Origin of the sequence: Streptomyces sp. NPDC059455 (assembly GCF_042750115.1) — a bacterium.
GTDB classification, from domain to species: domain Bacteria; phylum Actinomycetota; class Actinomycetes; order Streptomycetales; family Streptomycetaceae; genus Streptomyces; species Streptomyces endocoffeicus.
Genome location: NZ_JBHYVB010000133.1, coordinates 18707 through 32548 on the forward strand (window position 1 = coordinate 18707; position 13842 = coordinate 32548).

Sequence of the window (13842 nt, forward strand, 5' to 3'; positions counted from 1 at the left end):
ACGTTGAGTGTCGGACCTCGAGTGTCAGACATTGAGTGCTTCGAGGGCGGCCACGACGGCCAGCACGCCGCCGAGGCCGAGGACCGCGAGCACGGTGGTGTAGGTGGTGCGCGCCTTGATGGCGTCGATGACGGAGAGGTTGAAGTACTCCTTGAACATCCAGAAGCCGGGGTCGTTCACATGGCTGAAGGCGATCGATCCGCAGGAGACGGCGAGGACCATCAGCTCGGGGTGGACTCCGCTGTTCTCCAGGAGCGGCTGCACCACACCGGCGGCGGTGACCACGGCGACCGTGGCGGATCCGAGCGCGATCCGCAGGACGACGGCGATGAGCCAGGCGAGGATGATCGGCGAGATGGACCAGTCGTCGGTGAGGTCCTTGATGTAGTCGGATATCCCGCCCTCGACCAGGACATTCTTGAACGCGCCACCGGCCCCGATGACCAGCAGGATCATCGCCATCGCCTGGGCGGCGGAGTTGCAGGAGGCGCTGACCTCGGACAGGCTCCGGCCGATCCGCGGGCCGAACGCCCACACCGCAAGCAGCAGGGTCAGCAGCAGGGCGATCGGCGCGGATCCGATGAAGGTGATGAAGTGCAGGACCGGGCTGGAGCCGGACACGGCCATGTCGGTCACCGCGGCGCCCGCGATCAGCACCACCGGGACCAGGGCCACCGACAGCGACCAGCCGAGGCCCGGCATCTCCTCCTCGGTGAAGGTGCGCTCGCTGACCAGCCCCTTGGGGATCTCGGGATCCATCCGGCGGACGAACGGAAGGCGCGGCCACACCAGGGCGATCAGCGCACCGGCCGGAACGGCGATGAACAGCCCGTAGAACAGGGTCAGGCCGACGGAGGCGTGGAAGGTCGAGGCCACCGCGGTGGGCCCGGGGTGGGGCGGCAGGAAGCTGTGCATGGTGGACAGGGCGATGGACATCGGAAGCCCGACCCACAGCAGGTTCTTGCGGGTGACCCGGACGATGGTGAACGCCACCGGCACGATGATGACGAAGGCCACCTCGTAGAACATGGTCACGCCGATGAGCATGGCGGTGACCACCATCGCCACCTGGACCCAGCGCAGTCCGAAGGTGTCGATGAGGGTGTTGGCTATGCGCTGGGCCGCGCCGCAGTCGCCCATGACCCGGCCGACCATGGCGCCCAGGCCGACGACGAGCATGGTGTCGCCGATCTGACCCCCGACGCCCTCTCCGAGGACATCGGGGATCTTCTCCATCTCGACCCCCTGCACCAGCGCGACGCCGACGGCCACGAGGAGCAGGGCGATGAAGCCGTTGAGCTTCAGCTTGGTCATGAGGAACAGCAGGATCGCCACGCTGATTCCGACGACGACTAGAGGCATGTCTTCAGTTCCCCTTTGAACTGCGGCCGGTTGAGCCGGAGACTCGAACGGCTGCCAGACGGACCAAGGAGTCCACGTACATGCACTCCGTCTATATATGCAGATGGAGGCTAGAGGGGCGAACACCACCGGTCAATGGGTACGGCCATGGATCCGAGACCGGCGTGGGCACGAAATGGGCTTCGTGGGCGTAAACGGGCTTATCGGGCGCCGAACTCCGCCTTGGCACCCGTCCAGGCGCGGGCCTGCTCGCTGAGGGTGACGCCGAGACCGGGCCGCGCGGACACCCGCATCCGGCCGTCGCGGATCTCCAGCCGCTCGTTGAACAGCGGCTCCAGCCAGTCGAAGTGCTCCACCCACGGCTCCTGCGGATAGGCGGCCGCCAGATGGAGGTGGATCTCCATCGCGAAGTGCGGGGCGAGTTGCAGATGGTGCTGCTCGGCGAGGGTGGCCAGCTTGAGGAACTGGGTGATGCCACCGATGCGCGGTGCGTCGGGCTGAATGATGTCCGCCGCGTTGTGGCGTATCAGCTCCCAGTGTTCGGCCACGCTGGCCAGCATCTCCCCGGTGGCCACGGAGGTGTCCAGCGAGGCGGCGAGGGCCGCGTGACCGGCCGCGTCATAGGCGTCCAGCGGCTCCTCGATCCAGACCAGGCCGAACTCCTCGAAGGCGCGCCCCATGCGCTGTGCGGTGGGCCGGTCCCACTGCTGATTGGCGTCCACCATGAGCGGTACGTCGTCGCCCAGGTGCTCCCGTACGGCGGTCAGCCGGCGCAGGTCCTCCTTGCCGTCCGGCTGCCCCACCTTGATCTTGATACCGCCGATTCCGCTGGCCAGCGAGGCCGTCGCGTTCTCCAGCAGCTGCTCGGTCGGCGTGTGCAGAAAGCCACCGGAGGTGTTGTAGCAGCGGACGGTGTCGCGGTGTGCGCCCAGCAGCTTGGCCAGCGGCAGCCCGGCCCGCTTGGCCTTGAGGTCCCACAGGGCGATGTCGAAGGCCGCGATCGCCTGGGTGGACAGCCCGCTGCGGCCCACGGAGGCGCCGGCCCACACCAGTTTCGTCCAGATCTTGGCGATATCGCTGGGGTCCTCGCCGAGGAGGGTGGGCGCGATCTCCTGGGCGTGGGCGAACTGGCCGGGCCCTCCGGCGCGCTTGGAGTAGCTGAAGCCGATGCCCTCGTGCCCCTCCTCGGTGGCGAGTTCGACGAAGAGGAAGGCCACCTCCGTCATCGGCTTCTGGCGCCCGGTGAGCACCTTGGCGTCACTGATGGGAGTGGCCAGGGGAAGGACGACCGAGGACACTCGGATCCAGGAGACCCGGTCGAGGGTCGCCTCACCTGCCTGCTGCGCGGTGTGCGTTGCCGTATGCGATGTGGTCACCACGTGTTGTCCCTGTGTGTGGGGCCCGTATGCGGGGCGAGTGGATGTCGTCGGAACCGCCCCGGGCGGCCGACGAGCTCCTTTGCAAGCTAAGGTCGCCGGACGATCTACGTCTAACTTAAAATTGGCATGCGTTGATACCGGGAGAGCATCGTTGTTCACGCTCATGCAACTCACCAGCTTTGTGACGGTCGCCGAGGAGCTGCATTTCACCCGGGCCGCGGAGCGGCTGAAGATGACCCAGCCGCCGCTGAGCCGCCAGATCCAGCTGCTGGAGACCGAGTTGCGGGTCCAGTTGCTGGAGCGCACCAACCGCTCGGTGCGGCTCACCCCCGCGGGACGCGCCTTTCTCACCGAGGCCCGCCGCATCCTGCGCCAGTCCGAGCATGCCGTGCTCGCCGCCCAGCAGGTGGCCACGGGCGAGGCGGGGAGCATCGCCATCGGTTTCACGGCGGCCAGCGCCCACTCCGTGCTCGGCACACTGCTGGAGATCGCCCGCGCGGCCATGCCGGGCGCGGAGATCACCCTGCGCGAGATGGTCACCCGTGACCAGCTGGAGGCCGTCACCGAGCAGAGCCTGGACCTGGGTCTGGTGCGGCCCTCGGTCACCGGACCGGATCTGCGCTCCCGGCCCGCGGCCCGGGAGCGGCTGCTGGCCGCCCTGCCGACCGGGCATCCGCTGGCGGCGGGCGAAGGGCCGCTGAAGGTGGCCGACTTCGACGGGCAGGAACTGCTGATGTACTCGCCCATCGAAGCGCGCTACTTCAATGAGCTGCTCATCAGCATCTTCCGCGCCGCACACGCCACCCCGGTCTTCTCCCAGTACCTGAGCCAGGTCCACACCATCCTGGCCCTGGTGAACGGCGGCTGGGGAGTGGCCCTGGTCCCGGAGACGGCCGCCCGGCCGCGCTACCCGAACACCGTCTTCAAATCGGTGGAGCTGACCAGTCCGGAGCCGGTAGAACTCAACCTCGTGTGGCGCAAGAACAACGACAACCCGGCCCTACAAGCACTGCTCCGCCACGCGGCCGCCCTTCTCCCCGACCGAGGAGCCCGACCGGCATGACTCCCAGAACCTCCGGTGGCCTGCTGCGGCGCCACCGCGACTTCCGGCTGCTGTGGTGCGGTGAGACCGCGGGGAAGTACGGTTCGGCCGTCACCGGTGTGGCGATGCCGCTGATCGCCGTCTCCACGCTGCACGCGAACACCTTCGAGGTCGGTCTGCTGGCCGCCACCGCTTGGGCCCCTTGGCTGCTCATCGGCCTTCCGGTGGGGGCGTGGGTGGACCGGCTGCCCCGGAGGCCGGTGATGCTGGCCGCCGCCGCGGCCTCGCTGGTGCTGTTCGCGTCCGTCCCGGTGGCCGCCCGGACCGGGCTGCTGAGCGTCGAACTGCTGCTGGCCGTCGCCCTGCTGACGGGTACGGCGGCGGTGTTCTTCCAGACCGCCTACAGCGCCTATCTCGCCGGGCTCCTGGACCCCGCCGACCAGCCGGAGGGCAATGCCAAACTGCACGGCAGCGCGTCCGCCGCGCAGATCGCCGGGCAGGGTTCCGGCGGTCTGATCGCACAGCTGGCGGGCGCGGTGAACGGGATGTTCGTCAACGCCGCGACCTTTCTGGTCACCCTTCTCTGCCTGACCGGCATCCGCTTCCGCGAACCGCGCGTCCCCCGGGCCGAGCGCCCGCCCCGGGCGCTGGCCCGCGAGGTGGCCGAGGGGCTGCGGCTGATCGTCGGCGACCGGTGGCTGCGCACCCTGACGCTCTTCGCGGCCGCGTCCAATCTGGCGCTGATGGGATACCAGTCGATCGCGGTGGTCTTCCTGGTCCGGACCGTCGGTCTGGCACCGGAGCTGGTCGGTGGCCTCATCGCGGCCGTCAGCCTCGGGGGCGTCGCCGGGGCGTTCTGCGCCCGCCGCGGCGCCGCCCGGGTCGGCGACGCCCGGGCGACCCTCGTGTTCGAAGTGGGGCTGGCCGTCGGCGCCCTGCTCATGCCGATGACCGCCGAGGGGCCCGGGATGGCGCTGTTCGTAGCGGGCGGGTTCTGCGTCACCGCCGGTGTGGTGGCCGGCAATGTGATCAAGGCAAGCTTCCAGCAGCGCTACTGCCCGCCGGAGCTCCTGGGCCGGCTCACCGCGACATCGGCGTTCATCAGCTACGGAACGCTGCCCCTCGGAGCCCTGCTCGGCGGTGCGCTCGGCACCGCGCTGGGCCTGCGCGCCGCCATGTGGATCACCACGGCGGGCATTCCGCTCGCCGGGCTGATCCTGCTCTTCTCCCCCATCCGGCGCTCCCGGGACCTCCCGGCGTCTCCTCGCGCCCGGCGCCACGATGCCACACCGGCCCCGAAAACCGCCCAAGGTGAGGGCCCGTTGCCGTAAGGCTCGCGTCGCCCGGCCCACCGTGCGGAGCTAGGCTCGAAAGAGGGACTCGGTTCGCCTTCGTCACCTTCGAAGGGAGCGTTCCCGTGTCCGTCACCTCACGCGCCTCGGCCCCGGCGCCGCTGCCCAGACATCGCGACTGCCCCTTCGATCCGCCCGGTGCCTACGCGGCGCTGCGGGAGGACGGCGGGGCCAGTCGGCTGGCCTTTCCGGACGGCAAGGCGGGCTGGCTGCTCACCCGGCACGAGGACGTGACGCGGCTGCTGGCGGACGACCGCTTCAGCTCGGACCGCCGCCGCACCTCCTCACCGGTGCACGCGTTTCCGGTCCGCCCGGACGACCGCCGCATGCTGGGCTCGTTCATCGGCATGGACCCGCCCGAGCACACCCGCTACCGGCGGCTGCTGAGCAAGTGGTTCACCGCCCGGGGGCTGCGGGGGCTGCAGCCGCGGATCGAGGAGATCGTCGAGGACCACCTGGCCGCGATGGAGCGTGCCGGTCCCCCGGCCGACCTGATGACGTCGTTCGCCCAGCCGATCCCCTCGCTGGTGATCTGCGAGCTGCTGGGCGTGCCGTATGAGGACCGGACCGACTTCCAGCGGTGGGCCACCGTTCTGCTCCGGCTCGGCCGGCGCGAGGAAGAGGTCTACGCGGCCCGGGACGCACTGTGGGAGTACATGCGGGGGCTGATCGACGCCAAGCGGCAGCGGCCGGACGAGGCGCTGCTCTCGCGTCTCGTCAACGGCGACCACGGCGCGCCCGGCGGTCCCGGCGCCGGCAGCGCCACGGCGGCCGGGCTGACCGACGAGGAGCTGACCGGTGTGGGGCTGCTGCTGCTCGTCGCGGGCCATGAGACCACGGCGAACATGCTGGCCCTGGGCACCTACGCGCTGCTGCGCCACCCCGAGCAGTCGCGGGGGGTGCGCGAGCGGCCCGAGGTGATCGACCACGCGGTCGAGGAGCTGCTGCGGTATCTGACCATCGTCCAGTTCGGGATCGTACGGGTCGCCCGGGAGGACCTCGAGATCGCCGGGGCGCGGGTACGGGCCGGGGAGACGGTGGTCGGGGCACTGGCCTCGGCCAACCGGGACGCCGCGCGGTTCGCCGCCCCGGACGCACTGGACATCACCCGCGACCCGGGCGATCAGATCGCCTTCGGCCACGGCATTCACCAGTGCCTGGGCCAGCATCTCGCGCGGATGGAGATGCGGACGGGCTACCCCGCCCTGCTGCGGCGCTTCCCCACGCTGCGTCTGGCGGTGCCGCCCGACGAGGTGCCGCTGCGCCACGACATGCTGATCTACGGAGTCCACCGGCTCCCGGTCACCTGGGACCGTGCCGTCGGTTAGGCGGCCGGCAGGTCCGCCCACCAGGTGATGCCCTCATGGCAGGTGTGGCTGCCGTGGCGCGAGGACAGCGCGGTGACGATGCCGAGCCCACGGCCGTGCTCATCGGGCTCGATGTCCTCGTCCGCCCGCTGGTCGGCGGGGATCGGGCCCCCATCGGTGACCTCGATGCGCAGGCCGGCGCGGCCCTCGCACTCGGTCCAGCTCAGCCGCAGCACGGCCGGGGGCAGGGCGTGCAGGATCGCGTTGGTGACCAGCTCCGAGATCACCATGAGCGCCTCGTCGACCCGGTCGGCCGGCAGCTCCCATTCGGACAGCAGCACGTGCGCCCGCCGCCGTACGGTGGCGACGGCCTCGCAGATGTGGGGGACGGGCAGGACATGGTCGCCGGCCTCGTCCGCCGAGGGCCGGGCCGGGGCCTCATCGCGCTTCGCCACCGGCGGCCGGTCCGGGATTTCGGCGCGGGTGGCCCCCGACGCCATCAGGGTCTCCGGGTCCGGCGCCTGGGAGCCGATGAGACGGACGTCGGTGAGATCTACGGTCCCCGCGGCCTGCCCGGTCACGCCGTGCCTGGTGATGCCGGGCGTCGGCAGGCTCAGCTGTTCCGCCACGTCTCCTCCTCTCCAAGCCGGGTTGTGTCTCGCTGCCGGGCGCCCTTCGGGTCACCTTTCGGCATACTGCTCTTCTTGTCCCGATACGGACGCTATGGGCGCCGACCGCCGGGGTCAACGAACCCCGGTCGGCATTGCCGAACGTTTGGCGTCCACGCCGACAGGCTGTGCCACTGGCCGAAGAGCTACGATCGCGACATGGCCGGCCCGGTGCAGTCCATCGAGCGGGCGGCGGCGATCCTGCGGCTGCTCGCCCAGGGGTCCGGTCGGCTCAGTCTGGGCGAGGTGGCGGCCTCGCTCGGCCTCGCGAAAGGCACCGCGCACGGCATCCTGCGCACCCTGCAGAGCGTCGACTTCGTCGAACAGGACAAGGCGACGGGGAAGTACCAGCTCGGCGCGGCGCTGCTGCACCTGGGGACCAGCTATCTCGATATCAACGAACTGCGGTCCCGCTCCATCAACTGGACCGACGCCCTGGCCGCGCGCAGCGGTGAGGCGGTCCGCCTCGGGGTGCCCCTGGAGGGCAAGGTCCTCATCGTCCACCACGTCTTCCGGCCCGATGACACCTTCCAGACCCTGGACGTGGGCTCGCTGCTGCCCCTGCACGCCAGTGCGCTGGGCAAGATTTTGCTGGCGTACGGGGCGACTCCCCTGGAGCCGCTCATGGAAACCGAACTGGAGAGCTACACCCGGCACACGCTCGACTCCCCCCAGCAGCTGAGCCGGGCGCTGGCCGAGATCCGCGACACCGGGTGGGCGTTCGCGGCACAGGAGATGATGATGGGCGAGGCGGACATCGCCGCGCCGATCCGCGGACAGGGCGGCCTGGTGGTGGGCGCCGTCGGCATCTCCGGCGCCATGGACCGCCTCTGCGACAGCAAGGGACGCCCGCATGGCTCGCTCGTCGGGCTGACGCGCGACGCCTCCCGGGCGATCTCCCGCGATCTCGGCGCGACCCGCTGGTGATGCCCCATGCCCTGCTCCAACCCGCCCGAAGGCAGGCCAGGCCATGGTTGAACGCTATGTGATGTCCATCGACCAGGGCACCATGTCCACCCGGTGCATCCTCTTCGACCACCAGGGACGGCTGGTCTCGGTCGGCCAGCGAGAACATGAGCAGTACTTCGCCAGGCCCGGCTGGGCCGAGCACGACCCCAGCGAGATCTGGTCCCATCTGCGCCGTGTCGTCGTCCCCCGGGCCCTGGAGGGCGCGGGGATCCGGCCCGAGCAGATCGCGGCGATCGGCATCGCCAATCAGCGCGAGACCACGGTGGTCTGGGACCGCCGCACCGGCGTTCCGGTGAGCCGCGCCATCACCTGGCAGGACACCCGTACCAGCGGCTATGTCGAGGAGCTGCGGCGGACCACCGGTGACGACTTCTTCCTGGAACGCTGCGGTCTGTCGCCCACGACCTACTTCTCCGCGCCCAGGCTGCGCTGGCTGTTCGACCATGTCGACGGCTTGCGCGAGCGCGCGGAGCGCGGCGAGGTGCTGTTCGGCACCATGGAGAGCTGGCTGATCTGGAACCTCACCGGAGGGCCCGACGGCGGACTGCATCTGACCGACGCCACCAACGCCAGCCGCACCATGCTGATGAACATCCGCAGCCTGGCCTGGGACGATGAACTGCTGGCCTATTTCGATGTGCCCCGGGCGATGCTGCCGGAGATCCGCTCCTCCGCCGAGTGCTACGGCATGGCCCGCGCCCTGCTGCCGGACGTCCCGATCTGCGCCGCCCTCGGCGATCAGCAGGCGGCGCTGTTCGGGCAGACGTGCTTCGCCCCCGGCGAGGCGAAGTGCACCTATGGCACCGGCAGCTTCCTCCTGGTCAACACCGGCACCGAGCTCGTACGGTCCCGGCACGGGCTGCTGACCACGGTGGGCTACAAGGTCGGCGGGGAGCCGCCGGTCTACGCCCTGGAGGGCCCGATCGCGGTCACCGGCTCGCTGGTGCAGTGGTTCCGCGACCGCCTGGGGCTGATCCACAGCGCCCCCGAGATCGAGACCCTCGCCCGCGGCGTCGAGGACAACGGCGGCTGCTACATCGTCCCCGCCTTCTCCGGGCTGTTCGCCCCGCACTGGCGCAGCGACGCGCGCGGGGTGATCGTCGGGCTCACCTCGTACATCACCAGAGGGCATCTGGCCCGGGCCGTCCTGGAGGCCACCGGGTGGCAGACCCGGGAGGTGGTCGACGCCATCAACGCCGACTCGCCCCGGCCGCTGCGCCAGCTGAGGGTGGACGGCGGGATGACCTCGAACAATCTGCTGATGCAGTTCCTGGCCGATGTCCTGGACATGCCCGTGGTGCGGCCCATGGTCTCCGAGACCGTCTCCCTCGGCGCCGCCTACGCCGCCGGACTCGCCTCCGGCTACTGGCCGGATCTGGAGGGGCTGCGCCGCAACTGGCACCGCGCGGCCCAGTGGATGCCCACGATGGACCCCGCGCGGCGGGAGGCGGAGTACGAGAACTGGCAGCGGGCGGTCGAGAGGTCGCTGGGCTGGGCCGGGTCGTAACCCGGGGCATATGCCTCCACGGCCTGCGGAGGAATCGAGGCGGAACAGGACGTGTGAGTTTCCTGAGGCGGGGTATTCGAGCCAGCCGCGGCTGTTCACTCGAGCCGCTCTGGGACCCAGAAACCCATGAAGACCCAAAACCCGATCCATGGACGGAATCATGACCAGCCCTTCCGATGAAAACGTCTCCGCCACCCAGCAGGCCCTAGGCGAGCTGGCGGCCGACCGGGCGGACGAGTCGGCGCTGAACACCCTTGCCAACAGTGAGGTCCTCCTCCCTTCCGCCGAGACCGGAGAGGAGACGGACCCGCAGGCCGTGACCCTGCCCGTGTTCCAGCAGGAGGATGGCGCGCAGCTGGTACCGGTCTTCACCACTCCGGCCCGGATGCACCAGGCCCTGCCCCAGATCGAGCGGTACCACCTGGTGCCGCTGGGCGCGCTGGCCCAAGGATGGCCCTCCGAAGAGCTCTCGCTGACCATCGACGCGGGCGCCCCGGAGGCCGTCACCCTCTCGGCCAACGGCGTGCGGAGCCTGCTCAGCGGCTCCGGCCCGGCCGCCTGACCCTCCCGCGGCGGCCCGTGCTCCCGCTCCATACGGGCACGGGCCGCGGCGATGCCCGATCCCGGCGGGCCGTTCGCTGATTGGCCACCGTCCCGGCTCATCGTCTACCGTCCCGTGGACAACCGATCACGGAAAGACACCGGCGGGACGGACCACGTGAGCGCGATCAACATCGGACAGGCCGTCGTTCTCGGCGTCGTGGAGGGGGTCACGGAATTCCTCCCGGTCTCGTCCACCGGCCACCTCAAGATCACTGAGGGGCTGATGGACATCCCGGTGGACGACAAGTCCGTCGTGGCCTTCACCGCGGTGATCCAGGTCGGCGCCATCGCCGCCGTCCTGCTGTACTTCTTCCGCGACATCCGCCGCTTCGCCACCGCATGGGCGCGGGGGCTGGTCAACCGCGAGGAGCGGTACCACCACGACTACAAGTTCGCCTGGTGGGTCATCTACGCCACGATCCCCATCGTGGTCGTGGGCCTGGCGGCCAAGCCGCTGATCGAGGGCCCGCTCGCCTCCCTGTGGGTGGTGGCCGCCTCGCTGATCGTGGGCAGCGGGCTGATGTGGCTGGCCGACCGGATGGGCCGCCACAAGCGCGGGGAGGACGACACCAGCGTCAAGGACGCGATGCTGGTCGGCTCCTCGCAGATCCTCGCGCTGCTCTTCCCCGGCTTCTCCCGCTCGGGCGCCACGATGGCCACTGGCCTCATGCTCGACCTGGACCGGGTGGCCGCCACCCGGCTCTCGTTCTTCCTGGGCATTCCGTCGCTGACCGGTGCGGGGCTCTACGAGCTCAAGGACGCCATGAGCGGTGGCGTGGGCGCGATGCCGCTCGCGGTCGGCACGGTGGTGTCCTTCGTGGTGGCCTACGCTTCCATCGCCTGGCTGCTGAAGTTCGTCGCCAAGCATTCGTTCAACGCCTTCGTGATCTACCGGATCGTGATCGGCGTGGCGCTGTTCGGGCTGCTCGGCACGGGCGTCCTCAACGCCTGACGCCGTCCCCCCAGCGGCTCGCCGGATAGTCGACATAGCCGCCCGCCCCGCCGGTGTAGTACGTGCCCGGGTCGCCCGCCGCCAACTCGCGGTCCAGGGCGAACCGGGCCACGAGGTCGGGGTTGGCCACGAAGTGGGTGGCGTAGGAGACGGCGTCCGCGAGCCCGGCCTCGATCACCGCGTTGCCGGTCTCCCGGTCGAAGCCGTGGTTGGCGATCAGCGGGCCGTCGAAGCGGCTCCGGTAGCGGGCGAAGGCGTCATGGTCCGGGGCGGCGCCCGGCGCGGCGGGGGCCGGCCCCCGCAGATGCAGATAGGCCACGCGGTGGTCGCACAGCTCCGCCACGAGCGCGTCGTAGTCGGTGAGCGTCCGCTCGTCGGCGGTGAACCGCTCGGCGGTCCAGTACGGCGACAGGCGCACGCCCACCCGGCGGCCGTCCCAGGCCGCGGCCGCCGCGTCCACGATCTCCATCAGCAGTCGCCGCCGCCCGGCCGGATCGCCGCCGTAGGCGTCGCGGCGGCGGTTCAGCCGTGGATTGAGGAACTGCGGGATCAGGAACGAACCCAGGGCGTGCACCTCGACGCCGTCGAAACCGGCGCGGCGGGCGTTCACCGCGGCCGCGCCGTACTCCGCCACCGTGTCCCGGATGTCCGTGATCGTCATCTCCCGTGGGGTGACCGTGGCCTTGGGCCCGCCGGAGGTGTAGGTCCGCTCCCGGGGGTCGACCGCCGACGGACCGGCCGGAAGGGCGCCCCCGAGGTGGTCGGGGTGCGAGGCGGCGCCGGTGTGCCACAGCTGCAGCACGATCCGGCCGCCGAGGGCGTGGACGACGTCGGTGACCCGGCGCCACCCGCTGATCTGCTCCTCGCTGTAGACACCGGGGACGTTCGGGAAGCCGATGGCCCGCTCGCTCGCCCAGGTCCCCTCGGTGACGATCAGCCCGGCCCCGGCCCGCTGACCGTAGTAGTCCGTGTGCATACCGTTCGGGACCAGCCCCTCGCCCGTGGCCCGGGCCCGGGTCATGGGGGCCATCACCACCCGGTTGGGCAGCTGGAGGTCCCCCAGCTCCGCGGGGCGCAGCAGCGGCTGATCCAGGACGGTCGAACAGGTGGTGGTCATGGTGTCTCTCCTCGTCACCTCTGCCGCGTGGGATACGTCGTGGTTACGTCTGAGGAAGTGACGGAGCGCGGCGAGAAAAGGTGACCGATGGACGGGCGGAAACCGGGAAACGAACAGCGCCGGCACCCGCAGGACGGGCTGGCGGAACGCTTCGAGACCCACCGCGGCCAGCTGCGGGCGGTCGCCTACCGGATGCTCGGCTCGCTCTGCGAGGCGGACGACGCCGTGCAGGAGACATGGCTGCGGCTCAGCCGCGCGGACGCCGAGGCGGTCGGGAACCTGACCGGCTGGCTGCGGACGGTCGTCTCCCGGATCTGCCTGGACATGCTGCGCTCCCGCACCGCGCGCCGGGAGGAACCGGTCGGCCAGGAGCTGCCCGAGATGGCCCGCGAGACCGGGGACGGCGGCGGTCCGGAGGACGAGGCGGTGCTGGCCGACTCGGTCGGCAGGGCGCTGCTCGTGGTGCTGGACACGCTGGGCCCGGCCGAGCGGATCGCCTTTGTGCTGCACGATGTGTTCGCGGTGCCGTTCGACCGGATCGCGCCCATCGTGGAGCGCTCACCGGTCGCCGCGAAGAAGCTCGCCAGCCGCGCCCGCCAGAAGGTGCGGGGCATCGCGGCGGTGCCCCGCGCCGAGCTGGACCGGCAGCGGCGCACCGTCGACGCCTTCCTCGCCGCCGCGCGCGGCGGCGACATGGAGGCGCTGCTCGCGGTGCTGGACCCGGATGTCGTCCGGCGCGCCGACCGCGCCGCCCTGCCCGAGGGAGTGCCCACGGTGGCCCGCGGTGCGCGGGCGGTGGCGGAGGAGACCGCCGGTTTCGCACCGAGGGCACGGTTCGCGGAGCCCGCGCTGGTGAACGGGTCCGTAGGGGTGGTCGTGGCCCCGCGCGGCCGGCTGCTCCTCGCCCTGACCGTCACCGTCGAGGACCGGAGGATCGCCGCGTACGAGGTGATCGCCGACCCCGCGCGGCTGAGCCGTCTGGAACTGGGCCTGCTCGACGACGTACGGCCTCACGTAGCCTCGGCCCATGAGTGACTTACTGCCGTATCTGATCGTCGCCGGTGTGCTCGCCGCACTCATGGGCTTCCTCGGCTGGGTGGCGTCCCTCGCCCGGCGCCGTGGTGCCACCGGCGCGGCCCTGCGGGCGGCTCTGGCCTCCCACGACGAGGCGTTCCGGGTGACCGCGTATGACTCCCACCACGAGATCCGGGCGCAGGCGGAGCGCAAGGCACCGATCCTGTCCCCCGACGGTCAGTGGACACCGAGCCGCATCGGTGCGGAGGGCCGCCGGCCCCCCGGACCCCGGGCTCCCCGGGCCCGGCGGGGGCTACTGCGCCGGTGGGGCCGCCGGGTGCGGGGGCGCTGAGGGCTGCCCAGCGGGCCCAGGGGGTGTCCGGCGGATCTTGATCTTTCCCCTCCCCGCCCCTTCCCGCGCAGCGTCGATTTGCGGCTCCGCCGCGTGGGGGCTCCGCCCCAGACCCCGAGTCCAGGGACGGGGCCCCTGCCATGCGGTGCAGCCGCTGCCACGTGGCGGGGCCGCATACAGATGCTTTCCCCTAACCGCACCTTCCCGATACAAGGGGC

At 71.0% G+C, this 13842-nt stretch carries 13 protein-coding genes; 9 read left to right on the top strand and 4 right to left on the bottom strand.

The annotated features are described in order from the left end of the window. Positions 1 to 24 precede the first annotated feature (24 nt). Entirely contained in the window at positions 25 to 1362 is a 1338-nt protein-coding gene (locus ACFXB5_RS35770; RefSeq protein ID WP_385216049.1) for a gluconate:H+ symporter, read from the bottom strand. A gap of 200 nt (positions 1363 to 1562) precedes the next feature. Beyond that, on the bottom strand, positions 1563 to 2741 hold the full coding sequence (locus ACFXB5_RS35775; protein WP_385216052.1) for a mandelate racemase/muconate lactonizing enzyme family protein: 1179 nt from the start codon (positions 2739 to 2741) through the stop codon (positions 1563 to 1565). A 151-nt stretch (positions 2742 to 2892) separates the two neighbouring features. Here ACFXB5_RS35775 and ACFXB5_RS35780 point away from each other — a divergent pair, with 151 nt between their 5' ends. From ACFXB5_RS35780 to ACFXB5_RS35790, 3 genes are all read left to right on the top strand, one after another. After that, complete coding sequence (locus ACFXB5_RS35780; RefSeq protein ID WP_385216055.1) at positions 2893 to 3804, top strand: LysR substrate-binding domain-containing protein; 912 nt, start codon at positions 2893 to 2895, stop codon at positions 3802 to 3804. After that, the gene (locus tag ACFXB5_RS35785; protein WP_385216057.1) at positions 3801 to 5114 is read left to right on the top strand and encodes an MFS transporter; all 1314 of its coding nucleotides are present in this window, start codon (positions 3801 to 3803) and stop codon (positions 5112 to 5114) included. Before ACFXB5_RS35780 ends, ACFXB5_RS35785 begins: the two co-directional genes overlap by 4 nt. A gap of 86 nt (positions 5115 to 5200) precedes the next feature. Beyond that, positions 5201 to 6463: a cytochrome P450 gene (locus ACFXB5_RS35790; RefSeq protein ID WP_385216060.1), complete on the top strand. Its 1263-nt coding sequence runs from the start codon at positions 5201 to 5203 to the stop codon at positions 6461 to 6463. Here the strand turns inward: ACFXB5_RS35790 and ACFXB5_RS35795 are convergent. Beyond that, positions 6460 to 7071 carry an ATP-binding protein gene (locus ACFXB5_RS35795; RefSeq protein ID WP_385216063.1) on the bottom strand — a complete coding sequence of 204 codons (612 nt, stop codon included), beginning with the start codon at positions 7069 to 7071 and terminating at the stop codon, positions 6460 to 6462. The genes ACFXB5_RS35790 and ACFXB5_RS35795 overlap by 4 nt on opposite strands. A 198-nt stretch (positions 7072 to 7269) precedes the next feature. On the opposite strand from ACFXB5_RS35795, the gene ACFXB5_RS35800 reads away from it, so the two are divergent. The 4 genes from ACFXB5_RS35800 (at position 7270) to ACFXB5_RS35815 (ending at position 11141) form a co-directional block, all read left to right on the top strand. Then, positions 7270 to 8037 (top strand): IclR family transcriptional regulator, encoded by a 768-nt coding sequence (locus ACFXB5_RS35800; RefSeq protein ID WP_385216066.1) that lies wholly within the window; start codon positions 7270 to 7272, stop codon positions 8035 to 8037. Between the two features lie 43 nt (positions 8038 to 8080). Beyond that, a complete protein-coding gene (gene glpK / locus ACFXB5_RS35805; RefSeq protein WP_385216069.1) occupies positions 8081 to 9586 on the top strand; it encodes a glycerol kinase GlpK in 1506 nt (501 codons plus the stop codon). Positions 9587 to 9746: 160 nt separating this feature from the next. Beyond that, a complete protein-coding gene (locus ACFXB5_RS35810; protein WP_069872347.1) occupies positions 9747 to 10148 on the top strand; it encodes an SseB family protein in 402 nt (133 codons plus the stop codon). Between the two features lie 156 nt (positions 10149 to 10304). Continuing rightward, a complete protein-coding gene (locus tag ACFXB5_RS35815) occupies positions 10305 to 11141 on the top strand; it encodes an undecaprenyl-diphosphate phosphatase (protein ID WP_385216073.1) in 837 nt (278 codons plus the stop codon). Here the strand turns inward: ACFXB5_RS35815 and ACFXB5_RS35820 are convergent. Next, positions 11131 to 12258, bottom strand: a complete 1128-nt coding sequence (locus ACFXB5_RS35820; protein WP_385216076.1) for an alkene reductase — start codon at positions 12256 to 12258, stop codon at positions 11131 to 11133. The genes ACFXB5_RS35815 and ACFXB5_RS35820 overlap by 11 nt on opposite strands. 87 nt (positions 12259 to 12345) lie before the next feature. Here ACFXB5_RS35820 and ACFXB5_RS35825 point away from each other — a divergent pair, with 87 nt between their 5' ends. Further along, positions 12346 to 13293 (top strand): sigma-70 family RNA polymerase sigma factor, encoded by a 948-nt coding sequence (locus tag ACFXB5_RS35825; RefSeq protein WP_385216078.1) that lies wholly within the window; start codon positions 12346 to 12348, stop codon positions 13291 to 13293. Next, the gene (locus tag ACFXB5_RS35830; protein WP_385216081.1) at positions 13286 to 13624 is read left to right on the top strand and encodes a hypothetical protein; all 339 of its coding nucleotides are present in this window, start codon (positions 13286 to 13288) and stop codon (positions 13622 to 13624) included. The genes ACFXB5_RS35825 and ACFXB5_RS35830 overlap by 8 nt, the downstream gene beginning before the upstream one ends. Positions 13625 to 13842: the final 218 nt, after the last annotated feature.

Excerpts from the sequence above, each read along its gene's own strand:
- ACFXB5_RS35785 (WP_385216057.1), top strand. The coding sequence starts at position 3,801 with ATGACTCCCAGAACCTCCGGTGGCCTGCTGCGGCGCCACCGCGACTTC.
- ACFXB5_RS35770 (WP_385216049.1), bottom strand. The coding sequence starts at position 1,362 with ATGCCTCTAGTCGTCGTCGGAATCAGCGTGGCGATCCTGCTGTTCCTC.
- glpK (WP_385216069.1), top strand. The coding sequence starts at position 8,081 with ATGGTTGAACGCTATGTGATGTCCATCGACCAGGGCACCATGTCCACC.
- ACFXB5_RS35820 (WP_385216076.1), bottom strand. The coding sequence starts at position 12,258 with ATGACCACCACCTGTTCGACCGTCCTGGATCAGCCGCTGCTGCGCCCC.
- ACFXB5_RS35830 (WP_385216081.1), top strand. The coding sequence starts at position 13,286 with ATGAGTGACTTACTGCCGTATCTGATCGTCGCCGGTGTGCTCGCCGCA.
- ACFXB5_RS35825 (WP_385216078.1), top strand. The coding sequence starts at position 12,346 with ATGGACGGGCGGAAACCGGGAAACGAACAGCGCCGGCACCCGCAGGAC.
- ACFXB5_RS35810 (WP_069872347.1), top strand. The coding sequence starts at position 9,747 with ATGACCAGCCCTTCCGATGAAAACGTCTCCGCCACCCAGCAGGCCCTA.
- ACFXB5_RS35800 (WP_385216066.1), top strand. The coding sequence starts at position 7,270 with ATGGCCGGCCCGGTGCAGTCCATCGAGCGGGCGGCGGCGATCCTGCGG.